The 24,064-nt window shown below is 51.2% G+C and carries 26 protein-coding genes and 2 pseudogenes; 15 read left to right on the forward strand and 13 right to left on the reverse strand.

From position 1 onward, the window contains the following. The first annotated feature begins 4 nt into the window (after nucleotides 1–4). Nucleotides 5–1,228 (forward strand): argininosuccinate synthase, encoded by a 1,224-nt coding sequence (locus CO251_RS07150; protein WP_103375118.1) that lies wholly within the window; start codon nucleotides 5–7, stop codon nucleotides 1,226–1,228. Further along, nucleotides 1,228–2,619 (forward strand): argininosuccinate lyase, encoded by a 1,392-nt coding sequence (gene argH, locus CO251_RS07155; RefSeq protein WP_242968408.1) that lies wholly within the window; start codon nucleotides 1,228–1,230, stop codon nucleotides 2,617–2,619. Before CO251_RS07150 ends, argH begins: the two co-directional genes overlap by 1 nt. Nucleotides 2,620–2,622: 3 nt before the next feature. Here argH and CO251_RS07160 read toward each other — a convergent pair whose 3' ends face one another. The 5 genes from CO251_RS07160 to CO251_RS07180 form a co-directional block, all read right to left on the reverse strand. Continuing rightward, nucleotides 2,623–3,441, reverse strand: a complete 819-nt coding sequence (locus CO251_RS07160; RefSeq protein ID WP_146039013.1) for an FTR1 family protein — start codon at nucleotides 3,439–3,441, stop codon at nucleotides 2,623–2,625. 151 nt (nucleotides 3,442–3,592) lie between these two features. Continuing rightward, the gene (locus CO251_RS07165) at nucleotides 3,593–6,037 is read right to left on the reverse strand and encodes a cation-translocating P-type ATPase (protein WP_103375120.1); all 2,445 of its coding nucleotides are present in this window, start codon (nucleotides 6,035–6,037) and stop codon (nucleotides 3,593–3,595) included. Next, a complete protein-coding gene (locus tag CO251_RS07170; protein WP_103375121.1) occupies nucleotides 6,025–6,756 on the reverse strand; it encodes a sulfite exporter TauE/SafE family protein in 732 nt (243 codons plus the stop codon). The genes CO251_RS07165 and CO251_RS07170 overlap by 13 nt, the downstream gene beginning before the upstream one ends. Nucleotides 6,757–6,811: 55 nt before the next feature. Then, nucleotides 6,812–7,381 carry a hypothetical protein gene (locus tag CO251_RS07175; protein ID WP_103375122.1) on the reverse strand — a complete coding sequence of 190 codons (570 nt, stop codon included), beginning with the start codon at nucleotides 7,379–7,381 and terminating at the stop codon, nucleotides 6,812–6,814. Continuing rightward, nucleotides 7,368–7,829: a FixH family protein gene (locus CO251_RS07180; protein WP_158246225.1), complete on the reverse strand. Its 462-nt coding sequence runs from the start codon at nucleotides 7,827–7,829 to the stop codon at nucleotides 7,368–7,370. The genes CO251_RS07175 and CO251_RS07180 overlap by 14 nt, the downstream gene beginning before the upstream one ends. 251 nt (nucleotides 7,830–8,080) lie before the next feature. Here CO251_RS07180 and CO251_RS07185 point away from each other — a divergent pair, with 251 nt between their 5' ends. The 9 genes from CO251_RS07185 to CO251_RS07225 all read left to right on the forward strand — a co-directional run bounded on the left by CO251_RS07185 (nucleotide 8,081) and on the right by CO251_RS07225 (nucleotide 15,097). Then, nucleotides 8,081–8,959, forward strand: a complete 879-nt coding sequence (locus CO251_RS07185; RefSeq protein WP_103375124.1) for an NAD(P)-dependent oxidoreductase — start codon at nucleotides 8,081–8,083, stop codon at nucleotides 8,957–8,959. Continuing rightward, on the forward strand, nucleotides 8,959–9,633 hold the full coding sequence (locus tag CO251_RS07190) for an HAD family hydrolase (protein ID WP_103375125.1): 675 nt from the start codon (nucleotides 8,959–8,961) through the stop codon (nucleotides 9,631–9,633). Before CO251_RS07185 ends, CO251_RS07190 begins: the two co-directional genes overlap by 1 nt. Before the next feature lie 2 nt (nucleotides 9,634–9,635). Next, nucleotides 9,636–10,343, forward strand: a complete 708-nt coding sequence (locus tag CO251_RS07195) for a metal-dependent hydrolase (protein ID WP_103375126.1) — start codon at nucleotides 9,636–9,638, stop codon at nucleotides 10,341–10,343. A gap of 11 nt (nucleotides 10,344–10,354) precedes the next feature. After that, nucleotides 10,355–11,059, forward strand: a complete 705-nt coding sequence (locus CO251_RS07200; RefSeq protein WP_103375127.1) for a hypothetical protein — start codon at nucleotides 10,355–10,357, stop codon at nucleotides 11,057–11,059. Nucleotides 11,060–11,098: 39 nt separating this feature from the next. After that, nucleotides 11,099–11,539, forward strand: a complete 441-nt coding sequence (locus tag CO251_RS07205) for an OsmC family protein (RefSeq protein ID WP_242968411.1) — start codon at nucleotides 11,099–11,101, stop codon at nucleotides 11,537–11,539. Nucleotides 11,540–11,630: 91 nt separating this feature from the next. Next, entirely contained in the window at nucleotides 11,631–11,810 is a 180-nt protein-coding gene (locus tag CO251_RS07210) for a hypothetical protein (RefSeq protein ID WP_146039014.1), read from the forward strand. 100 nt (nucleotides 11,811–11,910) lie between these two features. Further along, nucleotides 11,911–12,978, forward strand: coding sequence for a redox-regulated ATPase YchF (gene ychF / locus CO251_RS07215; RefSeq protein WP_103375129.1), 1,068 nt, complete (start codon nucleotides 11,911–11,913; stop codon nucleotides 12,976–12,978). 17 nt (nucleotides 12,979–12,995) lie between these two features. Continuing rightward, a complete protein-coding gene (hemL, locus tag CO251_RS07220) occupies nucleotides 12,996–14,264 on the forward strand; it encodes a glutamate-1-semialdehyde 2,1-aminomutase (protein WP_173677080.1) in 1,269 nt (422 codons plus the stop codon). A gap of 26 nt (nucleotides 14,265–14,290) precedes the next feature. Then, nucleotides 14,291–15,097 carry a prolipoprotein diacylglyceryl transferase gene (locus CO251_RS07225; protein ID WP_103375130.1) on the forward strand — a complete coding sequence of 269 codons (807 nt, stop codon included), beginning with the start codon at nucleotides 14,291–14,293 and terminating at the stop codon, nucleotides 15,095–15,097. On the opposite strand, the gene CO251_RS07230 is transcribed toward CO251_RS07225, so the two are convergent. Then, nucleotides 15,057–15,869, reverse strand: coding sequence for a L,D-transpeptidase (locus tag CO251_RS07230; protein ID WP_146039015.1), 813 nt, complete (start codon nucleotides 15,867–15,869; stop codon nucleotides 15,057–15,059). The genes CO251_RS07225 and CO251_RS07230 overlap by 41 nt on opposite strands. Before the next feature lie 38 nt (nucleotides 15,870–15,907). On the opposite strand from CO251_RS07230, the gene CO251_RS07235 reads away from it, so the two are divergent. Both CO251_RS07235 and CO251_RS07240 read left to right on the forward strand, forming a co-directional pair. After that, nucleotides 15,908–16,147, forward strand: a complete 240-nt coding sequence (locus tag CO251_RS07235; protein WP_103375132.1) for a MoaD/ThiS family protein — start codon at nucleotides 15,908–15,910, stop codon at nucleotides 16,145–16,147. A 29-nt stretch (nucleotides 16,148–16,176) separates the two neighbouring features. After that, nucleotides 16,177–16,596, forward strand: coding sequence for a molybdenum cofactor biosynthesis protein MoaE (locus CO251_RS07240; RefSeq protein ID WP_103375133.1), 420 nt, complete (start codon nucleotides 16,177–16,179; stop codon nucleotides 16,594–16,596). A gap of 19 nt (nucleotides 16,597–16,615) precedes the next feature. Here the strand turns inward: CO251_RS07240 and CO251_RS07245 are convergent, their stop codons facing one another. From CO251_RS07245 to CO251_RS07255, 3 genes are all read right to left on the reverse strand, one after another. Then, nucleotides 16,616–17,344: a LytTR family DNA-binding domain-containing protein gene (locus tag CO251_RS07245; RefSeq protein WP_103375134.1), complete on the reverse strand. Its 729-nt coding sequence runs from the start codon at nucleotides 17,342–17,344 to the stop codon at nucleotides 16,616–16,618. A 48-nt stretch (nucleotides 17,345–17,392) separates the two neighbouring features. Then, nucleotides 17,393–18,634, reverse strand: coding sequence for a sensor histidine kinase (locus tag CO251_RS07250; RefSeq protein WP_242968413.1), 1,242 nt, complete (start codon nucleotides 18,632–18,634; stop codon nucleotides 17,393–17,395). 61 nt (nucleotides 18,635–18,695) lie between these two features. Continuing rightward, on the reverse strand, nucleotides 18,696–19,286 hold the full coding sequence (locus CO251_RS07255) for an isochorismatase family protein (RefSeq protein WP_103375136.1): 591 nt from the start codon (nucleotides 19,284–19,286) through the stop codon (nucleotides 18,696–18,698). A gap of 456 nt (nucleotides 19,287–19,742) precedes the next feature. Between CO251_RS07255 and CO251_RS07260 the strand changes: the two genes are divergently transcribed. Then, the gene (locus tag CO251_RS07260) at nucleotides 19,743–21,374 is read left to right on the forward strand and encodes an APC family permease (protein WP_242968415.1); all 1,632 of its coding nucleotides are present in this window, start codon (nucleotides 19,743–19,745) and stop codon (nucleotides 21,372–21,374) included. A gap of 116 nt (nucleotides 21,375–21,490) precedes the next feature. On the opposite strand, the gene CO251_RS07265 is transcribed toward CO251_RS07260, so the two are convergent. Then, on the reverse strand, nucleotides 21,491–22,489 hold the full coding sequence (locus tag CO251_RS07265; protein WP_103375137.1) for a hypothetical protein: 999 nt from the start codon (nucleotides 22,487–22,489) through the stop codon (nucleotides 21,491–21,493). Between the two features lie 185 nt (nucleotides 22,490–22,674). Between CO251_RS07265 and CO251_RS07270 the strand changes: the two are divergent. Then, a pseudogene (locus tag CO251_RS07270) lies at nucleotides 22,675–22,866 on the forward strand (glutaredoxin family protein); the annotation flags it as partial. Nucleotides 22,867–22,896: 30 nt separating this feature from the next. Here CO251_RS07270 and CO251_RS07275 read toward each other — a convergent pair. The 3 genes and pseudogenes from CO251_RS07275 to CO251_RS07285 form a co-directional block, all read right to left on the reverse strand. Then, a pseudogene (locus CO251_RS07275) lies at nucleotides 22,897–23,103 on the reverse strand (thioredoxin family protein); the annotation flags it as partial. Between the two features lie 12 nt (nucleotides 23,104–23,115). Continuing rightward, nucleotides 23,116–23,547: a hypothetical protein gene (locus CO251_RS07280; RefSeq protein ID WP_103375140.1), complete on the reverse strand. Its 432-nt coding sequence runs from the start codon at nucleotides 23,545–23,547 to the stop codon at nucleotides 23,116–23,118. 191 nt (nucleotides 23,548–23,738) lie between these two features. Further along, nucleotides 23,739–23,966, reverse strand: coding sequence for a DUF2892 domain-containing protein (locus CO251_RS07285; RefSeq protein ID WP_103375141.1), 228 nt, complete (start codon nucleotides 23,964–23,966; stop codon nucleotides 23,739–23,741). Nucleotides 23,967–24,064: the final 98 nt, after the last annotated feature.

The following is a 24,064-nucleotide window of genomic DNA, read 5'->3' on the forward strand; positions in this document are numbered from 1 at the left end:
CAACGTGGTTAAAGGTGTAAATCCCGGTGATACGGTGGTTTTGGCGTATTCGGGAGGACTCGATACGTCTATCATTATTCCGTGGTTGAAAGAGCATTATGGTGTTGAAGTGGTTGCGTTTTGCGCGGACTTAGGACAAGGCGAAGACCTCGATCAGGTACGGCAAAAAGCATTGGCGTCGGGGGCAAAAGATGTCGTGATTAAGGATTTGCGTCAAGAGTTCGTCGCGGACTACCTGTTTCCCATGCTGAAGTCCCAAGCGGTCTATGAGCATGTCTATCTCTTGGGCACGGCAATTGCCCGCCCCTTGATCGCTAAATATTTAGTGGAGGTAGCGCACGAGTATCAGGCGTCCGCGGTGGCCCATGGGGCTACGGGTAAAGGGAACGACCAAGTGCGGTTCGAGCTTGGTGTTATGGCGTGGGATCCCGCGTTGAAGGTGATTGCACCGTGGCGCGAATGGGATATTACTGGGCGCGTTGAAGCAATGGAATACGCCAGACGTCACAATATTCCCGTAACAGCGACCAAAGAGAGCCCCTACTCTCGAGACCAAAATCTTTGGCATATTAGCCATGAAGGTGGGGTGCTGGAAAACCCAGCTGTTCCAACCCCTCAGGATGTCTATACGTGGACAAAATCGCCTGTTGAGGCACCCGATGCTCCGCAATGGGTAACGATAGCCTTTGACCAAGGGGTGCCAGCGGGCCTTGATGGGGAGCCCCTTGAGGGATTAGCCTTAATGAATGCCGTGAATGAACTGGGTGTACGTCACGGCATTGGGCGGGTCACAATGGTGGAAAATCGACTGGTTGGAATGAAATCGCGCGGGGTGTACGAAACGCCAGGAGGAACCATTCTTTATGCGGCGCATCAAGGCCTCACCAGCATCACGTGGGACCGGGAAACGGCGTTGTTTGCTCAAACCGTTGCCTTACGGATGGCTCGTTTAATCTATGATGGACAGTGGTTTTCAGCGCTACGGGAAGCTTTGATGGGGTTTGTAAATGAAGCCAATCGCGTAGTGAGTGGCAATGTCACATTGATGTTGTATAAAGGCTCTGTCACGGTCCATGCGGCGGTCTCTCCGTTTTCGTTGTACTCGGAAGACTTGGCAACATTTGATGGCGGACAATACGATCATCATGATGCGGAAGGATTTATTCATCTTTTTGGATTGCCTTTAGCGGTTCGCCAACGGGTCATGCGCCGGGGAGGACGACATTAATGGAGGATATGGCGCGTAGTCCTCGCTTGGCTCAAGGCTTGGACCGCAATGCGGCGCATTTTACGGCTTCTGTTTTTTTTGATTGGCGACTATTGCCTTACGATATCGCGGGGTCCATGGCGCACATTACGATGTTGGCAGAACAGAACATTGTCACTCAGGAAGCGAAAGAGCAAATTCTCGCAGGCTTAGAACAGGTCCGTCAAGAGTGGGAGCAAGGTACGCTGACGCCCCGCGTCGAATGGGAAGACGTGCATATGAATGTGGAGGGTCGCTTGGGGGAAATTATTGGCCCCATAAGCGGCGTGCTGCATACGGCACGAAGCCGCAACGACCAAGTCGCTGTCGATATGCACTTATATATGCTTGATGTAGCGGAACGCTTGAAATCGTTGCTTTATGCGTATATCAAGGCGCTTACTGACCGTGCGGAACAAGATTTCGGCGTGATTATTCCCGGATACACGCACATGCAAGCGGCGCAGCCGATTTTGCTCTCACATCATTGGCTGGCCTATAAGAGTATGGCCATCAGAGATTTCGAACGCCTTCAGCAATGGCAGCAACGGACCAACTTGTCGCCGTTAGGCGCGGGTGCCTTAAGTGGGACTCCATATCCGACAGACCCCGCGCGAACGGCTTCTTTGCTGGGGTTATCCTCTGTCTATGACAATTCCGTAGACGCCGTGTCGGACCGTGATTTCTTGCTGGAATTTTTGGCTTGGGCCGCCATTACGATGGTTCATTTGAGCCGATTAGCTGAGGAATTGGTATTGTGGTCCAGTGTGGAATTTGGATATGTGCGGATTTCGGATGCCTATTCTACCGGGTCCTCGATCATGCCGCAAAAACGCAATCCCGATGTGGCGGAATTGACCCGGGGCAAAGCCGGCCGAGTCATTGGACGGTTACAAGGGTTATTGACGACCATGAAAGGATTACCTCTTGCGTATGATTCCGATATGCAAGAAGACAAAGAAGCGGTTTTTGATGTCGTCGACACAATGGACGGAGTCCTCACAGTGGTGCCGGGTATGCTAAACACTTTAGAAGTCAATCGCGAGCGCATTGCCCGGCGCATTGGCCAGGACTATACGGCAGCCACCGACCTCGCCGACATATTGGTACAAAATGGGATGACGTTTCGCGAGGCGCATCATTTAGTTGGAATGTTGGTCACAGAACTTGAAAAACACGGCAAAGGCTTTGGGGATGCGGACCCTGACTGGTTGCATACAGTGGCCCCGGAAATTCAGCCTGAATGGTTGAGAATGTTGACGCCGGAAAGGCTCGTGGCGAAGCGACTGCAGCCGATGGGGACGGCACCGGAGCGGGTCACGGAGCAAATCCAAGCAACCCGCCAGTGGCTTGCGGAGCATCAGCCAGTGTAGGTGTTAGGGTTTGGCCGTTTGGTGTCCCCATGGCTTTAGAAAGAGGTAAATGCCTGGCGCTAATAAGCCGAGATATAAGACGACTTGAAGAAGAGTGGGAGATTGGGCATATCCGATAAAGGTATGAAGCAGGTCGCCTAAGGCTCCTGATTCGCGTAGGTAACGTCCACTGTGCCACAACACGCGTCGTCCCCAAGGAATCCAGTGCAGGGCTTGGTAGTCTTCAACCCCGTCACTTATTAAGGCATCCGCAAATAGCAGCAGCAAGACCCCAAAGATGCTAAAAAATGTCCGCAGCGGGATGCGGCGGCCCAAATGGTACATCCAATAACTAAGGCTAAGGCCCGTAGCAATACCGAGAACGGCACCTGTCAAGAGTTGGGCAGGTGCCGTTCGAAACGAGAGGGCCAGCACGAAAATGGTGGTTTCCAAGCCTTCTCGACCGACCGTCACACCTGACAGCAGTGCCAGCGTCCATCGAGAAGAACGAGTGAGCGACCGGGCGACGTCGTGTTGTATGTGATATTTGAGATGCTGGCTTTGCTTTTTCATCCAAAAACTCATGGCCGTCAGCATCACGGCTGCGGCAAAATAGGTGGTGCCTTCGAACCCGATTTGTAAGCGTGTTCCTCTGTAACGGTGGATGTTTTCCCAGACGAAGGTGCCGATAGCTGCATCACTCACTAAGGCGATAACGGTGCCGGTCCATACCATAAACGTGAGGTCACGGCGTCCGATTTGTCGCAGATAGCTCAAGATGATCGCAACAATCATGCTGGCTTCGACCGATTCACGGGCAAAAATCACGAGAGTTGGCAGCAATGAATTTGACGCCCCTTCCTGGTGTAGTGGCAAGAGCGTACGAGTCTGTGCCTATTGGTGTCAAGCATTGCAATGATAGCGATGGTCTTTTGAAACGGTTGATAAAAAAACCCCCGAAAGGGGGCTTTAACACGAGGGGATCTGTCTATCTTTAAATGCCTAAAAATGCCAGAAGCGCCAGACTGGTACCAACACCGATCACGACACTGGTCCCGACCACATACCGCTTGGGGGAAAATCCTAAAATGCGCAAGGAGTTGGCCAAGACAAATGCGGATGACAAGAGCATAGCTACCGCCGCAATGAAGGGGCCCGTATATCCCATGGCAGCAGCGGGCAAAGCTAAGGCGTTGTAAAACAATGCCCAGAGCAAGTTTTGCTTGATGATGCGCGTCACTTGTTTGCTTGTGGTTAAGGTATCCACCAGACTCATCAAATTGGGGCGGGTTAGTGTCAAATGGCCAGCTTCGATAGCAATGTCTGAACCTGTGCCCATGGCAATCCCCAAATGCGCTTTCACTAAGGCTGGCGAGTCGTTAATGCCATCGCCGACAAATGCTACATGATGGCCTTCTGCTTCGAGTTTCTCGACCAACGCAGCTTTGTCCAAGGGTTTTTGACGGGACAAATAATGTTCGATGCCGACTTGGTTGGCCACGAGCGCAGCAGCTTCGGGAGAGTCACCAGTGGCCATCCATATCGCTAGTCCTTGCGCCTTCAGTTGGCTGATGGCCTCACGGGCCTGTGCTCGCAGTTGGTCTCCAACGCTGAGAATGGCACGGACATGACCATCGACTTCCAGTTTGGCAATCGTACGACCCTCGTCGCGCCATGTGGCCACGCGCTCAGCCATGGCGTCATCGAGCTGTTCGTGCCCTTCTAGCGCTCCAATCCGTAAATGGTGGTTGTCAAGCTCTCCCGCCACACCCCATCCGGGCTCCTCGGAAAAGTTTGCTATCGGACGGAGGGGAGTGCCGGTCTGTTCCACATATTTCGAGACTGCAGTGGCGATGGGATGTTCGGACGCGATTTCCAAAGAGCCTACCATCTGCAGTACTTCGGGGGTTTCGGGCCATAGACCGGTTAAGGTCATTTGCCCCGTCGTCAATGTTCCCGTCTTATCTAAGATTACGGTGTCGACCTCCGCGGCGCGCTCAAGGGCGTCATCACTGCGCAACAGCATTCCATAGCCCCCTAGACGCTGCGCACCTGCCAAGACGGCTAAAGGGGTCGCTACGCTCAAAGCGCAGGGGCAGGCAATCACAAAGACTGCAATCATGTTTAACAGCGCAGGGGCGGTACCGACTTTGGCAATCAACAACCAATAGAGGAGCGTAAGCACACCGGCAACCAGAACGGCGGGAACAAAAATCCGGAGAACACGGTCGGCTAATTTCCGCCATTGGCCTTGAGCGCCTTGTGCCGCTTTCACAAAACGAGCAGTTTGTGCCAAAATCGTATCGCTTGATACCCGCAGGGCTTGAATCACAAGGCGTCCTGTCGAGTTGATGGTTCCAGCATAGACCGTGGACCCGATTGATTTGTCGACGGGCACGGCTTCACCAGTTAAAAAGGCTTCGTCAATGGCCGAGTGTCCATCAAGCACGGTGCCGTCTACCGGAACTTTTTCCCCGGGCCGGACGACAACGTGGTCGCCGACTTGGACTTGGTTAATATCAGTCTGGACTTCATGGCCGTCTTTAAGCACCCACGCTGACTTGACACTGAGCCGCGATAGCATGCGCACAACGCCGGCTGCGCGGTTGCGAGTGCCCACTTCCAAATTGCGACTCAGGAGTAAAAAGGTAATGAACATCGTGGCAGTATCAAAATACAGATACCGCCCACCGGCAAAAATCGTATAGACACTATAGCCATAAGCGGATAAACTGCCGATGGCAATCAACAGGTCCATGGTCGGCACGCCGTGGCGCAAAGAGGACCAAGCGCCGCGCAAAAAAGGCCAACCACTCCAGAAAACACTAGGTGTAGCGATAGCCCAGAGACCGTATTCTAGCGCCTCACGTAGGCTGGGAGGAAATGTCGGTAAATAGCCGGACCACACCGGTACACTGAACATCATAACAAAGACGGTGAGAACGGCCGAGACGCCAAAGCGGCGCAACAGCGTCAAATCTCGATCGGACTCAAGGTCTTCGTCATCACGGTCGCGCTCTTTCGCATCATAACCTAATTTAATAATTGCGTCTTCCAAGTCCTTGGACGACGTGGTGGCAGCGTCCATCGCCACTTGCGCGGTGCTAGTGGCAAAATCAATTTGAGCGCCAAGAACACCGGGCATGCGTGTCAGGACTTGCTCAACCAAAATGCTGCACGACGCGCACCACATCCCGTCGATATCAATGGTCACCGTTTTAGGATCCGCATTTAGGCTAATGACCGGCGGGGTGGGCACGGTAATGTTCTCCCGTAAATTCTCCCAATTAATTCCCGGCCGACTCTTCAATTCTTTGATTTCTTCATCGCCTAATAACCGCCAGAGTTCTCGGCAACCATGACAGCAAAAGATGTGCCCATCGCCAGGTACCTCAGTAATAACAGGCTGCTCGCATAAATAGCATGTTAAAACAGCCATGGGTTCACCTCCGGAATCCAACCATTGACAGCAAAACCTCTCAACATGAACAAAATCCCGCTCAAGGCAATAAGGGCAGCCGCAATATAGGTGAACTTGCGCCCTTTGAGTCTCTTGCTACCATACCAGCCAGCAGCGGCAACGCTCAAGAGGGCCGGGCTTGTGCCGATGCCAAAAGCCAGCAAGGTTACGGCGCCTGCCCAAGCAGAGCCCGTCGCTGCTGCAGATAAGAGCATGGCAAAAATCAGACCGCATGGATGAAACCCTAAAATCAGCCCCGCAAAAAATGCGGCTTGAGGAGTTCTCACACTCATCAATCTACGGAAGACTTTTTGAACGGGTTTCCACTGCAAAAGAGACCAGCGTTCCAAAAATCCCCCACCATGACCAGTCCGAGCTTCGTCGATGGCCCAAAGAATCATCATGCTTCCGCCAATAATTCCGGCCGCAGCTTCAAATCCCGTGGCATGCGCTGCTGTGTTTACAAAGTGACCGAGAGCGCCAAAAATCGCGCCCATAATCACAAAAGACAAAATGCGCCCTAGGTTATGGGCAAGATGACTGGTGACAACCTGTCGCCCCGGATGACGGGCGGTGTCATCGGACGACTTAAAGGACATGCTAAAGGCCAGGACAAATGGGCCGCACATTCCTGTGCAGTGCAAAAATCCCTGAAGAAGACCTACACCCAGTGCCCAAACAATAAGCGTGCTGCTCATCTAAGTACTCCTTGTATACGGTTCGCCGCGGTGGCCGAACGCGTCTGTAGGACGGCTAACACCATCCGTGTCCCGCTAATACACTGCCAATAATCATCAGAGCCATGGCAGGGGTCACCAACAAGCCCAGCCAAGATTGACGGTCTAAAATGATGTACCACGAGGATCCCGCAATCACGCCCATCAGATACAGCAAGAGATCTGCTTCGACCAATAAAGGGATATGGGTATCTATGAATACGTTGAGGGACGGGATGATAAACAAAAAATCCACGGCCATTCCCAATAATATCAATGCGATGGATAGAGCTTTTATGCGCCTGGTACGCATCTCCTCCGAGGAGTCGGGCATGAGTGCCTTAAGGGCACCACTTGACCATCTAGCTACCCAAGGTCCTAATGCCAATCCACCTAACAACCCTGCAATGAGAATGAACGTATATTGTAGAGTATGGTTATCCACACAGCCATGAGCATCCGCGATATCGCTCAGGTGTTGAATATGATAAGAAACGGCAACCGCGTAGCTCACAAAAGAAACGATGAGAGCCACATATCGCCATGCCTTATTTCTAATATCGACGCCGGTGGCGGCATTGTGAGAGGATCCTTTAATCGCTGACATTGACGGAAATGTTCTCCTTTGTATGATGCCCCAACGCATCCACGTTCGCGGTCATATCCCAAGTACCTGCCATAAGAAATATGCCATGACCTTGGTAATGCCCATGCCCCACATTCTGAAGCACCATGGTTTGATGGGGCATATCCATAATGGTCATATGCAGTGAGACAACAATATGGGCATTCGTGACAGGTTTCCCATTTGCCGTACGTAATGATACATTCACGTTAAAGGGCTTTAGGGCCACGAGCGGATGGGGGCGATAGCTCCAAAGGCTCGTCATGCCTGAACTTTTTATTGTGATGGTGCTGGGCTGGTGCGTGGCGGATGGCGCTGTCTGCCCACACGCTGATAAGGATAACGTCAGCAAGGCGCCTCCAAAGACCATGCCCAGGGTTCGTTGCTTCCTTATAAATGTAGGCATAAGCGAGCTATCGGCGGCTCTCAACAACACCATCTCCTCAATGGCTATGACAGGATGCATTTCTTTCGCTATTATAGCGCAAGTCGACGGAATCGGACGAGGTGGTGCATGAGGGAGATGGTGCCTTTGAATCCTAATCATGGACTAGATGGGTGAAATACCTGGTTCCAAAGAACTATAAAGCCTAGGGGAATATGGCGATTCCTTGTTTTTGCGTGTGTTTGGGATATGATGAATTATTACGGTAAGGCTCAGAGCGTTAAGGAGGCAGACAAATGGAAGAGCATATTGGCTTTGTGGGGCTTGGAGTGATGGGTCAGAAAATGGCGGCTAATCTGATGCGCCATCAAGCTATCGCCATCACGAATCGTACGCCCTCTCGGGGTGCAGCTCTCGTCGAAATGGGGGCTGACTGGTGTGAGACGCCTGCAGCCGTGGCAAGGGTGAGTACCATTATTTTTACCATGGTGTCAGACGATGATGCCTTGCGGGCCGTCGTAGAAGGAGAAGGGGGTCTGTTACACGAGATAAAACCAGGGATAGTTGTTGTCGACCATTCAACGGTATCGCCCGCGCTGACCAAAGACTTGGCGAAGAAGGTTCAAAGCCGGGGAGCGGCGTGGCTTGATGCACCTGTTACGGGGGGCGATGTCGGGGCTCAGAATGGGACTTTGACCATCATGGTTGGCGGCGAGGAGGGTGATTTTACTCGGGTTCGACCCTTCTTGGAACAAATGGGACAGCGCATTTTACATGTGGGAGCCGTTGGTCAGGGACAAACTTTGAAACTGATATCCAATATGGTCTCTGCCATTAATTTGATGGCGGCGGCGGAAGGTTTGCAGTTTGGTCTACACCAAAATCTAGCCCTTGACGACTTAGCGGCGGTCATGAATTGGGGATCCGCGCAATCGTACGAGCTCACCAAAGTCCTGGATCGCTACAGCCACAACAATTTTGCACCGGGATTTTCCGTGGCCAATCGCCTCAAAGACTTAAGATTAGCGGTGAACTTAGCCAAGGAATCGGGTTATACAGCGGACTTAGGAGCATGCGCGCTTCCTTTTTACGAAGCGCATGACCGACAAGGCTACCATGATCAGGATGAAGCAAGCTATGTCTTGCGGTGGCAGTCTGCGGAGCGCGAGAATTAATGGCTCCACGGGCGGTTCTTCTTTTTGACCTGGATGGCACCATTTTGGACACCACCGAGCTCATTCTTGCCAGCTTTGTCTATACCTTTAAAGAAGGGCTGGGTGAGACCGTGAGTCGCGAGCAAATATTGCAACACTTTGGGCGCTCGCTGGATGACCAATTTCGTATCATGCGACCTAATTTGAGTGGTGAGGAAATCGATCGCTTGGTGGCCTTATACCGAAAACATAATCACGCCTACCATGATCAGATGATTGCGCTCATCCCCGGTGCGGATGTGGCGTTACATCGGTGGGCAGAGCAAGGTGTTCCAATGGGGGTGGTAACATCCAAACGCTTAGATATGACGAAACGTGGACTTCAGCAATACGGGCTGTGGTCGTTGTTCCAAACAGTGGTGCATCACGACAGCACTTCTCGTCATAAGCCTGATCCTGAGCCATTGCAATGCGCTTTGGCCAATCTGAAAGCGCGTCCGGAGGACACGTGGTATATTGGTGACAGCCCCTATGACATGCGAGCGGCGAGGGCGGCTCAATGTGAGGCTGTTGGCTTTAGTTACAATACTTTTAAAGCGGAAGAGCTGGTGGCAGCTGGTGCCGGTCATTGGGTTCAGAGCTGGTCAGAACTTTATTCATGGTGGGAAATTAATCATCACAAAAGTGAGGGATAAATATGGGACTTGATGGCGCAGAATTGACATGGCTGGGACACGCCTCTTTTATTTTAAAGTCCCCTGGCGGGAAATATTTAGTGTTTGACCCTTGGTTGGAAGGCAATCCAAAATGCCCTCCGGCCTTTTATGCATGGGATAAAGCCGACTATATTTTATTGACTCATGGCCATTTTGACCACATGGGAAGTGCGGAGCCTTTGGCTAAGGCGACCGGTGCGACCGTGGTATCGAATTTTGAAATAGCGACCTATTTGGGATCTAAGGGTGTGACCAACACGGTTGGCATGAATAAGGGAGGGACCGTCGACTTTGGCGACATTAAAGTGACGATGGTTTATGCTGACCACAGCTCAGGCATTAGCACGGAAAACGGTATTATTTATGGCGGCGAAGCCGCAGGCTTCGTGGTAACGCTTGAAAATGGACTGACGTTGTATCATGCCGGAGACACGAATGTCTTTGGAGATATGGCGCTCATTAAAACACTTTATCAACCCGACATTGCGCTATTGCCCATTGGCGGGCACTTCACTATGGCTCCTAAAGAAGCCGCGTATGCAGCAAAACTGCTAGGTGCGAAGACCATTGTTCCGATGCACTATGGTACATTTGATGCCTTAAAGGGTAATCCCGAGGCGTTAAAGGACTTATTAGTGGGAACCGAACATACGGTCATGGTATTGGCTCCGGGACAAACGGTGGCCTAGGAGGACATATCATGGCAGAGAAAAAGCCTCGGAAACCGAAGACGTTTGCACCGTCGCTATCAGGACGGTGCTTGCGGTATACGGTCATGGACCTCTTGGGATTTGGGCGACACATCGCTCCCGAGGCGCTTGTTGCCATGCATGATGGAGCCTCTTTACACAAGCGATTTCAGCAAAGCTTGGGCGATTTATATGACGTCGTGGGGGTTGAAGTGCCGTTGAAAGATCCGGTACTTCATGTTTCAGGGCGTATTGATGCGGTGTTGAAAGAAGGCGACCACCAAGTTGCTGTCGAATATAAGACGGTTCGCGATGACAAGTTTGCAGCGGTGCGGGTAGCGGGCCCCTTTTTTGACCATTGGGCGCAGTTGGCGTTGTACGTCAACATTGGCGGTTATGATGCCGGGCGTTTAGTGGTTGAAAATCGGGAAACGAATGAACGGCTGATGTGGCTGCAGTGGCCTGATGTGCATTGGAAGAGCTGGTTGGTCCAGCGCATTAACACAGCCCAAACCTACCAAGAGAAGCGTACGTTGCCTCCGCGCGAGGTGAGTCTGAATTGTCGCCATTGTGATCGGTGGCAGCGTTGTTTTAAGTCCGAGGCGGAACGTGAAGCAGCCATTGCTGAACATCCGCTTTGGGAACCGCACCCAGCGGCTCCCGAGATTATTCAAGAGGGCGATCCGGTTTGGCGGCAACGAGAAGATATCCAATAGCAATCCATGGAGATCCAAAACTAGGAGGATTGAACGCACATGGCGCACGTCGATGTTAAATTTACGGGGGGCATGCAATTTGTCGGCACAGCTCCCACAGGCCATTCCATTGTAATGGATGCTGCTCCAGAGGTTGGTGGTCAAAATTCTGGGGTGCGACCGATGGATTTGACGTTGATTGCTTTAGGAGGGTGTACGGGAATCGATGTGGTGTCGATTTTGCAAAAAATGCGTGCACCCGTCAAGAGTTTTACGATGGACATTGATGGGGATAGAGCGCCTGATCATCCCAAAGTTTATACCACGATTGTCATCAATTATCGGTTTGAGACCGAACACGATATTCAGGACAAAATTTCGCGCGCGGTGCATTTAAGTCAAGAAAAGTATTGTAGTGTGTCCCAAATGCTCGTCAAAGCCGCGACGATCGAAGCCAGGATTTACATTAACGGCAATTTAGCGGAGACGATAGCGCATTAACATTCCTTCCCCTTTTTGCACATGAACCTGCTAGGGCTCGGACATTCTAGCTCTAGGCCAACGTTCCATGGTCGGGAAAGGGGAAGAGGAATTGGACGAACACGAACAAGACAAGAAAAAAATTGCGGACCTCAATCGGGAGCGTTTTCAGCAAGAAGTGGCGCGGGAGCTCGGAATTGATTTGAGTGCAGCGGATGCGAGCCGCCGCAGTATCCCGCTGAACGATGACCCGGCAACTCAAGAGGAGGCCCAGGACCACTCTCCAGAGTAAGCTGGTAGAGGAAGACAAAGAAACCTAAAGCTATGCACGCTTTAGGTTTCTTTGTCTTCTCCCATTGAGTATAATCGGGAAAGAAATGGGGGGCCAAATTTTGGACGTAGGATTAATCGGTCTGCCACTTGCGGGCAAGACGACAGTATTTAATTTGTTGACAGGAGCCAAGGCGGAAACAAACGATTTTGGTTCAGGCAAAACAGAATCGCGACGCGGCCTTGCGCCAGTTCCAGACAGCCGACTGGATCGTCTGGCGGAGTTATATCACCCGCGTAAGGTGACGCCTGCGCAAATTGCGGTGGTCGATGTGCCCGGGCTTAATCGCGCGGATAACGGAGGACCCAACCGATTTCTTAATGATGTGCGGTTGGTGGACGCTCTAGTTCATGTAGTGCGCGGCTATGCTTCTGATATTGTTGGACCCGCGGATCCGCTCCGCGACATTGAAGAAATGGAATTAGAATTAGGATTATCTGATTTAGATTTATTGGAGAAACGCCGGGTCCGGATTCAGACGGGGAAAAAGATCACAGCGGAGATGAGACAGGAGCTGGATTTAATTGATCGGTTGATAAATGCGTTAGAAAATGATCAGCGCTTGAATCAAATGACGTTGCAAGATGACGAGCTGCGTTTAATTCGCGGGTATCAGTTTTTAACATTGAAGCCAGCCGTTTGGGTTATTAACTTAGACGATGAAGCATTTCAAGCCGGAGACTTTCCCAACCGTGAAGCCATTTTAGCCTTAGCACAAGATAAAGATGTCCCAGTCGTCCTGATGGCTGCGGCATTAGAGCAAGAAATGGAAGAACTGGATCCAGAAGATCGTGCCGCCTTTATGCAAGACTTGGGAATTCAGCAGTCGGGGCTTAAACGTGTGGCGCAGGCTATTTATGATAAATTGGGGCTCATTTCTTTTCTTACGGCAGGCGAGGATGAGGTGCGCGCCTGGACTATCGCTCATAATACCACGGCTAAAGTGGCTGCTGGGAAAATCCACTCGGATATTGAACGGGGATTCATTCGCGCCGAGGTCGTAGCTTTCAGCGATTTGGATCAATGGGGCAGTATGGCTAAGGCCAAAGAACATGGCCACGTCCGCCTTGAAGGAAAGGATTACGTGATGAAAGATGGAGATGTGGTCAATTTTCGCTTTAATGTCTAGTGGGAGGAGATGTGGGGATGGAACACTATTGGGAGAAAGCGCAGCAGCTGATTCCCGGCGGCGTCAATTCGCCGGTTAGGTCATTTAAAGGTGTGGGGGGCTCGCCGTTTTTTGCCCGTCAAGGCGAGGGGCCCTATCTAGAAGACGAGGAAGGGCGACGTTATATTGACTACGTCATGAGTTATGGTCCATTAATTTTAGGTCATGCGCATCCTGCGGTCGTCAACGCTGCCTCTGCCCAAGCCGTCAAAGGATTGAGCTATGGGGTTCCTACAGTGTTGGAAGTGGAAATGGCGGAGCTTTTAACCCAAGCCGTGCCGGGCTTGGAAATGGTGAGAATGGTTAATTCTGGAACTGAAGCCACCATGTCTGCCATTCGGGTGTCTCGTGGAGTCACAGGACGGAGTCGAATTGTGAAATTTGCCGGATCCTATCACGGACATGGCGACTCGTTGTTAGTCAAGGCGGGCTCTGGGGCAGCGGCTATGGGGATACCAGATTCTCAGGGCGTTCCGGTGGCCTTGGCGGAGCTAACCTTGACGGTACCCTATAACGATATTGAGGGGTTAAAAGCTGTCTTTTCCCGATTTGGTCACGAGATTGCAGCGGTGATCTCGGAGCCCGTTGCCGGCAATATGGGCACGGTGTTGCCTTCCGAGGAATTCTTAGCGACCATTCGCCATCTTACCCGTCAAGCCGGAGCTTTATGGATTGTGGATGAAGTGATGACAGGATTTCGGGTAGACTGGGGAGGGGCGTCCCGACTTTTTGGCCTAGAACCCGATTTGGTTTGTCTGGCTAAAGTTATTGGGGGAGGAATGCCCGTGGGGGCTTACGGAGGGAAGCGGGACTATATGGAACAGGTCGCTCCTCTAGGACCCGTGTATCAGGCCGGCACGCTCTCTGGCAATCCTGTAGCTATGGCTGTGGGACTTGCACAGTTACGAACTATTGGCGGACCGCAGTTCTACCCTCCCCTTGTCGAAAGGACACGGACATTGGCTACCGGATTGGTCGAGGCAGGAAAGAGACATGGGATTGCTGTGAGTGCTAACACGATTGGTGCCATGTTTACTCTTTTCTTTCGCGAAAGTGCTCCGCACAATTTTGATGAGGTTAATGCCTCAAATCGTGCACGCTATACCCGGTTTTTCCATGGGATGTTGGAAGAAGGGATTTTCTTTCCCCCTTCACCGTTTGAAACAGCTTTTCCTTCGGCAGCGCATAATGATGAAACGACGCAGGCGACATTGGAAGCAGCGGAACGGGTGTTTGCGCGGATCTAGACTGATTCAAAGAAAGAGGACAAACCTTGGATATTCCGTGGCTGAACCCATTTGCTTTTAAGATCGGGCCAATTGGGGTGCATTGGTATGGTATTTTTATGGTCATGGCCATTTTAGGCGGTGCATATTACCTGATTGAGCGGGGCAAGCAATTGGGAGAGGATCCGGATTATCTCTCGAACGTCACGTTGTGGACTGTCTTATGGGGGGTCATTGGGGCACGTCTTGTGTTCGTATTGGCGAACGAACCCCAATGGATATGGAACGATCCCTCACAAATCGTGCGAATTTGGGATGGGGGATTGGCCTATGATGGAGCTATCGGATTGGGAGTATTGGCGTTATGGTACCAATTGCGCCAGAAACCCTTGGAATTTAACTATCTTGTCGATTGGACTGTGCCTGGTATTGCCTTAGGCATTTTTATGGTCCGCATTGGTAATATCTTCAACCACGAAGTACTGGGTCGCATGACAGAACTAGGCTTCGGACGATGGCCCGAACAGTTAATTGGCTCCTCTATAGGCATTTTTCTCTTAGTGCGGTATTTTTGGATCGAACGCTACCGTACACCACCGCCGGGATATCAATTTTGGTCTGCGATGTTTTATTATGCTTTGTTGCGCGGTTTTATTGGAGAAACCACGAGGGACAATCCGCTGTATGTTTGGCACTATCTAAATCCCTATTGGGGCATTGGGTTTACGACGTTGATGCAACTCTTTACGCCTGCCATTTTAATTTTTACAGGGCTGATGATGCGTAGAACTTGGCGAAAGTCAGCGACGCGGCTTATTCCTTTGGATACGGCACTGGATTCCCCAAAGCCTTAGGGGTGTGTCCAAAAACAATGACGGGGGTGCCTAATGCGCTGAAATCCCACACCCAACGCGCATTATTCACGCCTTCGGTGGATAGTTGAATGCAGCCATGGCTCTTAGGGACGCCAAAGTGATGGTTCCACCATGCCCCATGAATCGCGATGCCACGGAAAATGTACTGGGCGTACGGAACATGCTCAACATCCCAATAGTCTTTTGTACCGGGGATCCCTCCGACCATATGATCATCGACTACGCGTCGGTAAATCCAAAACGTACCGGTGGGGGTGGTCCATTGGGGAGATACGCCGGTGGAGACGGGCATGATGCGCACACGGGTGGAGCCTTCATAGGCTTCAAGTGTCTGATCAGTGAGGTTGACGCGCAGTATGTGCGCGTCACCCGTCGCAAAGGTGGTTGTAGTATGAAATTGACCTTGATGGAACGATACCGTTATGATGGAGTGGGCTGGCCAAAATCTATCGGGCATAAGGGTATAGTCGGTGGGGGTGGTGGCCGTGACGTGAAAGGCCAAAGCCGGATGAACATGGAGGTCTTCTAGCAAAATTGCACGGGCCTCTGGATGGTCGGTTTCGAGCTGGACGCCGTAGTCGATGCCAACAGGGCTATGGGTCTGTGGCGTAAAGTAAGCGGGGGCGTCTGTCGTATCATGCACCGAGGGGTTTATGCGGTTAAGGGATAAAGAAATCGTCCATACAAAGATGACCGCCGCAAAAAGTGCAAACTTAAACTGTCGGTAACGAATGATGCAGTGCCTCCTCACATAATGGGGGGTTTTTCCAACGAAAGAGGGTGCCCGCCATGTCGATTATGGTCTTATTCTTTTCTTTTGCTGCTGATCGTATGAATGCTCGCCAAAAACTCTATGATCTTGATGGCACCATGACAGTCAAGGAGTTTTTTGAAAAATTTTTAGTAAAACCTTTAGGGGATCCGTTTGACGCGTGGCTTTTCAGTGTCAATCAAGAGTGGGTAGACGGAGATGCTCAATTGCACGATGGGGATGAAGTAGCGGTCGTTCCCCCTGTTAGTGGAGGGTAATATGGGAAAACGTATCCCAAGGAGGGTTTATGGACGTTTATCAGATTACACAACAAGTGATTGACCCGTCGGCGCTCCTCCAAGCGTTGGAAGATCCAGGCGCAGGGGCGCAGGTATTATTTCTCGGGACGGTGCGCAATGAATTTGAAGGCCGTGCCTCAGAAGGCTTGTTTTATGATGTCTACCCACAGATGGCGGAAGCGCAAATTCGTAAGATAGGCGAGGAATTGAAAGAGGAATTTTGTGTACGTCATATTGTCATCGTCCACCGTATTGGCTCTCTTCCGGTGGGGACGATAAGCGTGGCCGTTGCCGTCTCCGCTGCCCACCGGGATGCGGCATTTGCCGCTGCGCGCGCGGGGATTGATCGGGTAAAAGAACGTGTGCCGATTTGGAAAAAGGAACATTGGGCCGATGGGTCAAGTGCTTGGCACGATGACAAAAGTTGAGAGAGTGTCTTTAGAACGCCTAGGTAATATTAAAGAGTTCCTTGACCTTTTTGACGTTGGATCGACTAACGACCACTTCACTGCTCTGTTTGTCTTTCATTTTTAGAAGGTAAGTACCATTAAAATAGGGCATGATTTCTTTGACCTGGTGCATATTGGCAATAAAACTGCGGTGGGTCCGCAAGAATGTCTCGCTAGGCAAGCGTTCTTGCAATTCTTGAAGAGTAAAACGCGTCGGGTAGCGGTCGTGATAGGTGTAAATGTAAATAATTTCATGTTCAGCCATAATAAAAATGATGTCATTGGTATTGACCGGAATGGTATGACCTCCGGATTCACACGGCACCCAAGTGAGGACATCGGATGTGGTCTTCGGCGTGGCGGTATCAAGATCGGTCAAGCGACGAATGGTCTCGGCAATACGTTCACTACTGACGGGTTTAAGCAGATAGTCGACGACTTGGACCGCAAACGCATCCACGGCGTACTGTTCGTGCGCTGAAATAAAGACCACGCTTAGTTGAGGACGCTTGTCTTTTAGAATGCGAGCGAGCTCCATGCCTGACATGCCGGGCATCTGTATGTCGAGAAAAACCACGTCATAATCCAGAGCTTCGATGAGCGAGAGTGCTTCTTTGGCCGTCTGCGCTTCCCCAATGACTTCCAATACATTTTGGTAGGGTTCGAGTAAGAAACGCAGTTCTTGGCGAGCGGGATATTCATCTTCAACGATTAGGGCTTTTAGCATAGACAATCCTCCTCTATTTATGCGACGGTCGGTGCAGTGTTGGGCGCTTTAGGCACCCGTGCTAGCGGTCGAAGACGGCTGGCATGGAATTACGACTCGTACCGTGGTTCCTTTATCTTCGGAAGATCGCAAGCGTAGGCGATATTTAACACCGTAAAGACCGATAAGCCGTTCCGAAACATTGGATAGCCCCAAGCCCATCCCTTGACCGTGTCCCATTTCAAAAATTTCCCGCTGGCGTGATTTGGGGATGCCATGCCCATTATCAGAGACATAGATAATCGTATGATTGCCTTGGTTGCGAATGCTAACGCTGACCATACCGGGACCTTCTTTTTCGGCAATGCCGTGAATGACTGCGTTTTCAACCAGTGGTTGAATAATGAGGACAGGAACTGAGCGGTGCAATGCCTCGGGTTGGATGCGCAATCGGTAACGGAGCTTATCCCCGTAGCGAGCTTTTTCTAAATTCAAATAGGTTTGTACATAGTCAATTTCGTCTTTGACGAGCACCATCGATCCTTTATGCGCTAAGGAACGCCGAAAGAACGAGGCCAGCTGGATTAATAAGTCGCGGGCTTTATCCGGGTCGGTGCGGGAAAAGGAGATAATCGTGTTAAGGACGTTAAACAAGAAATGCGGACGAATTTGAGCTTGCAGAGCCTCCAGACGGGCCGTTGAAGCGAGGCTACGCTGCCGGTCCAATTCGGCCACTTCCAATAAAATAGAGAGGAGTTGGGCAATCCCCTCGGCAAGTCGGCCTGCGCGCTTCGGCAAAGTGCTCTGGTTTGCGACATAAAGTTTAATGCAGCCTACTGATTGACCATGAGAGATCAACGGAGTAATAATGACAACGCCGAGCTGACATTCATCGTAAGCTCCTTTGAGTTCCTCGGTTTTTAAGATTCTTTGGACCCGTTGCTCCATCACTTCTCTAGTGGTATTCGAAAGGCTTGAGCCCGGATTATGTTGCGGGCAGGGCTTGCCAGCCCATCCTAGGACACTGTTCGTGTCGGTAATCGCCACAGCTTCAACCCCAACCGTTTGCTGAATGATATTGGCGATATGCTGCGCTGTCTCCCGATTGAGGCCTTGGCGAAGATGGGGCAAGGCGGCATGACCAATTTGAAAAGTTGTTTCCGCTGCATCTAATGTTGCTACCGAGGAATCTTGTAACAACGTGGCAGGACGACGCCGCTTTTGGTTGAGGAGCCATCCTAGGGGAACAAGGATGGCCAAAACGGCTAAGACTTGTTGCCATAACGTAAGGGGCGCCGTGACAATCAGCACGACCAAAGCGACAACGGGCAGGATAAAGATTAGTCCTCGTTTGATAAATGGTCACCTTCTTCTATAATGTCCAAGGCTGTAAGGTGACGCCTTTTTGGCGCATGTCCTCAAGTGCTTTGGCGCTGTCATCCGGTCGAACATTGACGCCTTTCATGGCATTGGTGACCGCAATCGTATGAAAGCCTTCCGTGACGGCATCTAGGGCTGTAGCCCGGACACAGTAGTCGGTTGCTAGTCCGCTAATATAGACGGTCTCGACGTCGAGTCGATGGAGCCACGTTGCCAACCCGATAGAGGAAATGTGGCCGCTTTCGGCCAAAAATCCTTCAAAGCCACTGTAAGCATCCACAGCGGGGTCAAATCCCTTGTAAAAATATGCAGCGCCTTCAGGAATCGTCAGCGACGGATGGATCTGGCAGCCCACGGTGCCTTGTACGCAATGGGGAGGCCATGGGCCCCCTTGGGCCTGAAAAGACACATGGTTTTCAGGGTGGAAGTCTTTCGTCAAGACAATAGGTTGGCCTTGCAGCGAAAAATAGTTAAGCAAAGCTTGAATGGAAGGAATAATTGTCTCCGCATCCGGCACCGCTAATGTTCCTTGAGAACAAAAATCGTTTTGGAAATCCACCACAATTAAAGCATCTTGTCCCATCGGTTGTAACCTCCTGAGGCCTATCTTATGCCATTTTAGTGTGGTGGACACAGTGATGCAAATCCCTATTACACGGAATTCGATACAGAATGGTGGCCAAGGATGAATGGGTACGGCCCTGACAAGACGTCTGATATATTGCACAAGGGATATCGGCTGAAAATCGGAGATTTGGTCCAAAATAAGGACGGAACAAGATGATATTGATCGTTTTTAATCGGGGGTTTGGAGATAGAAATAAAATACTCCCCAATGCATGAAAAATTAGTTTGGCAATTAGGCAGGAAATCAGACATTTGTGTCGAAGTATTATAATGTGCTGTGGCCACGTTTAATTAAAGACGCCCACAGCCCAGAAATTATTTCTTATCTTTTTGGTTGAGCGTGGGAGGCTCTCCGTTTTCAGACAACATGTAGGTTTTAGACAAAATGATACCGTAAAGAGGAGGCACCACATTGATTAATTTAGAGCGGGGCTTGAAACGTGAATTATCCTTTCTCGATCTGACCATGTCCTCGCTGGGGGCCATTATTGGATCCGGATGGTTATTTGCGGCCTTTACGGCGGCGTATTTGGCGGGACCGTCATCGATTTTCAGCTGGGTCATTGGTGGCGTGATTGTCTTGTTCATTGGCTTGGTCTATGCTGAGCTAGGTTCGATGATTCCGGAATCCGGGGGCATTGCGCGCTATACGCAATACTCGCATGGGCACTTGACGAGTTTTATCGTCGGGTGGGCCGCGGTGATTGCGTATGCGTCGGTGCCCGCCGTAGAAGCCGAAGCGACAGTGCAGTATATGAGTCACTTTTTCCCGGGACTGTATGTCAAGTCCACGTTGACTACGTCGGGGTTGATTTTCGCTGCCCTGTTGATTGTGGCCTTTTTCACCGTGAACTACTTTGGAATTAAGGTGTTTGCGCGGATTAACACACCGCTCACGATCTGGAAATTTTTCATGCCGACGTTGACGGTGATTGTGTTGGCCATTGTCGGGTTGCACGGCACCAACTTCAGCCACATTGGGGGATTCATGCCGATGAAATCCTCGGGAATGTTGGGGGCGGTCGCGTCGGCCGGGATTGTGTTCTCCTACTTGGGCTTTCGGCAAGCGGTGGACTTGGCGGGAGAAGCGAAAAATCCCCAACGGGACGTGCCTCGCGCCTTGATTGTGTCGATTGTGATCGGCATTATTCTCTACACCTTGTTGCAGGTGGTCTTTATCGGAGCACTCCCCACCTCGGTGTTGGGCAAAGGCTGGGCCGCGATTGCGTCCAATGCGCAAATTGCAGGGGCGCCGTTTGCCCAGTTGGCCATTTTTGCGGGCTTGTCGTGGTTGTCGACCCTGTTGTTTATTGATGCGTTCTTGTCGCCCGCCGGCACGGGCAGTATTTATCTGGCTTCCACGACGCGCGTCTTAGACGCGCTGGGCCGCAATGGCTATATGCCCAAGGGCTTAGCGAAAATCAACCCCAAGACGGGGATTCCCAGCATTGCCTTGGTGGTCGCGGCCATCATCAGTTTGATTTTCTTGGCCCCGTTCCCGGCGTGGCAGTCGCTGGTGGCGATTGTGTCGGGAGCCACCGTCTTTACCTACATGGTGGGACCGATTTCGGCCGCCGTGTTTCGCCGCACGATGCCCAATGTACCGCGGCCCATTCGCTTAGGCGGCTTGTCGTGGATTGCGCCGGTGGCGTTTATTGGCGCGTCCTTGATTATCTACTGGGATGGCTGGGTCGCTGACGAGAAACTCTTGGGCATTATCTTGATTGGCGTGGTCCTGTATTTGATTATCAGCGCCATTGTGCCGCAGACGATTGCGAAGCCCTCGGCACAGTCATTTAAGTCCAGCGTATGGATGGTGTTCTATCTGCTATTCATGCTGGCGATGTCTTATTACGGCTCGGGTGTCTTTGGAGCCCCGGCTAACCACGGCAAGGGCTTTATTCCGTATCCGTGGGACTTGGTAGTGATTGCGGTCGTCTCGTTGCTGTTTTACTACTGGGGGGTATCGAGTGGTTACCGCAGCAAAGCGGCGGATGAAGTGTTGGAAGCCCTCGAGGAAACCCGCGAGACGGGCGCGTTATAAAGGTCAGTCCCGAAAGGCTAGCAATCCCATTAAAACAAAAGGCGGCTCGTAATGAGCCGCCTTTATTGTTATTTATTAGACGCGAGACTGATGAGACGCGCCTGTACCAAGTTCTTTCAACCTGACAGGGTTAGGTGGCGCGAGAGCTCATCGCTCACTTTTTGTACTCCACGCTGGACCTCCTCGGCGGGCACTGGCGTGGGGGGAGACATTGTTTCTGCAATACGTGCCCATGCTTTATGATAGGCCTGTGCGTAGAGAAAATATAAATTATCTAATTCATCACGAGCGCCAGCCGTGAGGCTGGCTTGTGTTAAGTCATAAGTGACGTCCGTTGTGTGCGGGGTTTGCCAGTGCGGAGCAACGCAATGACTGATTAGCCACTGTGACTGCGGTAGATAGAGATGGTCGAAATGGTCGGGGTTAATGCCGCAATGCAGAAAAAGAACAGAGTGCCCCGACGCCAGAGCCCGTTTGCCGACGGCGGCCATGAGGGCGTGAATCTCTGATCCCGGGGGACTGATAAGGAGGTGGCGGCGTTTTGCGGGCCAACTTGCATCAGTCACAGGTGAATAGGGTCCCTGGGAGGATAAGGCTGTCCCAAATGCATGGAAGCTTTGACCGGCCTTTGGTATTGGGCATACAGAGACCATCTCCAATAATCGTTGTTGAACATCATGTACGGCCGCGGAGAGTTGGGGTACTGTACGCCAAAACTCACGGATATCTTGCAGATAGTCACTGGCGATGCGGAGGTGCCGGTAGACATCAGGAGGCAGCGAGGGATAACGCACGGTAGGCGCGTCTAAACTAACCGTGTCAATAACGGCGGTTACTCCGCTGATCTGCCATGATGAGTGATCCATGATAATAGCGGTATGACGTGATGGGATGACAAGCCCTGTCAAAAGGTTGGGATTTAAGGGTTCATGAAAGCGCCACAGCTCTATACCGTCTAGGTTATCGGCGAACGCTGTAAGAACAGCGGATATCGTCACATAGTGTCCCTTAAGAGCGATGATGTGGCGGGCATTTTTCAGCCATTTGGCATAATAAGAACGATATCCGTGGGCGGTATGAGCTGCGGCTAGGATATCATAATGTGCGACGGCCATTCTTCATCACCTCCGGCGTTGCTAATCACCATACGTGGGAAGGATGAAAGTGTGCCATTACGGCGAAGTTATTGCCGTTAAAATACCTCTAGGGGTATAATCAAGGCAACATATATTGTTTCTATGCGGGAGGTGGGCATATGGCCGTTATTGTGTATACCACACAAACTTGACCCCATTGCCGGAGCGCGAAGCGGTTCCTGCAAGAGAGGAAAGTGCCTTTTAAAGAGGTGGATGTTTCAAAAAGCGCCCAGGCCGCACAGGAATTGCAACGCAAATCCGGACAAACCGGCGTGCCGGTGATTATTGTCAATGGGACAGTCATTGTGGGTTTTAATCGCCCTAAATTAGCTCGAGCACTAGGGGTGAGAGAATAAAAACAAGGCCCGTCTTGGGCCTTGTTTTTATTATTGACCAGCTGCCTCTAACACAATTTTTAACAATTGGTTCTCGGGGACAGCTCCTGTGACATCGAGCTTGCCGTTGACGACGGACTTGGGAACACCATAGACATTATATTTGCCTGCGAGGTCTGGGAACTCGCTTGCGTCCACCATGTCTGCCACTACGTTGGGTGATTCTAGAGCCATATCATGTGCCAGGCGTACAGCCCGGGGACAATATGGTCACGTAGGGGTGGTAAATACCTGGATGTGCACAGGTTGCGTTAACTGCGCCAGCGCTTCTTTGGCTTTGTCTGTCAGATTGACCGTGTGGGTTGAAACTGCTTTGATGTCTTCAAGAAACGCACCAAATTCATGCCCACTGGGAATGCCGACAAAACGTATGCCGGTTGCACGGCCTTGGTTGTCTAGCAAGTTGGCAATAGGACCAGAAATTGGCTCGTTACCGGGATGTCCGGGTTCTAGAACAGGCGCTTCGGAGGTTTGGCTCACCATGACCAAGTCGGAAAGATCCGCTACTTCATTGGCCAAGTCGGTAAAGACTTGAGCGGTTTCCGCTTCAGGACCCGGATAAATCTGAATAGTAACCGAATCCTTTAAGTCTTGAAAGAACTGGGTGACTTGGTCACGAATTTTTTCATCCAAATAAGCCACGTTTTTCACCTCCTTATGTACTGGGGTAAAGACCGCAGGGCAGATGGACGAATCGGGATGCATCAGCCAAGATAGTGCTGCAATCTGGAACCCAGGAAAATTGTTAAAGACCACTGGTTGAAGGTGATCTCCCGATGTGTTTACCTTAACATGTAACCAATTGTTGTCAAGAGCTTTCTTGTCGCACTGGTTTATGCGTGGGAATGGCGCCTGACCGTCGACCAGTTTAATACATCGTATAGCAAGCAATAGCCGGTAACGGCGGTCACAAGAATGATCCCACCTAAAGCCGACATTATCGCGGTGCCGACGGTAGACATGGCAGTGGTTAGGGGCCAAATCCATAAAACGGCAACGATGGCTAGGCGCACGAGACGATCAATAGGTCCGACATTTTTTTCTAGACAGGATTTTTTCATGTCAATCCTCCCGTCTTATTGTGCTAAGTCATCGTCCTATTTATGTGTATGCTTCGAGATTCTTGTAGTGTTTTTTCGCTGAAGGGATGAAAAAAATG

It is taken from the genome of Sulfobacillus sp. hq2, assembly GCF_002903155.1.
Taxonomy (GTDB): domain Bacteria; phylum Bacillota; class Sulfobacillia; order Sulfobacillales; family Sulfobacillaceae; genus Sulfobacillus; species Sulfobacillus thermotolerans.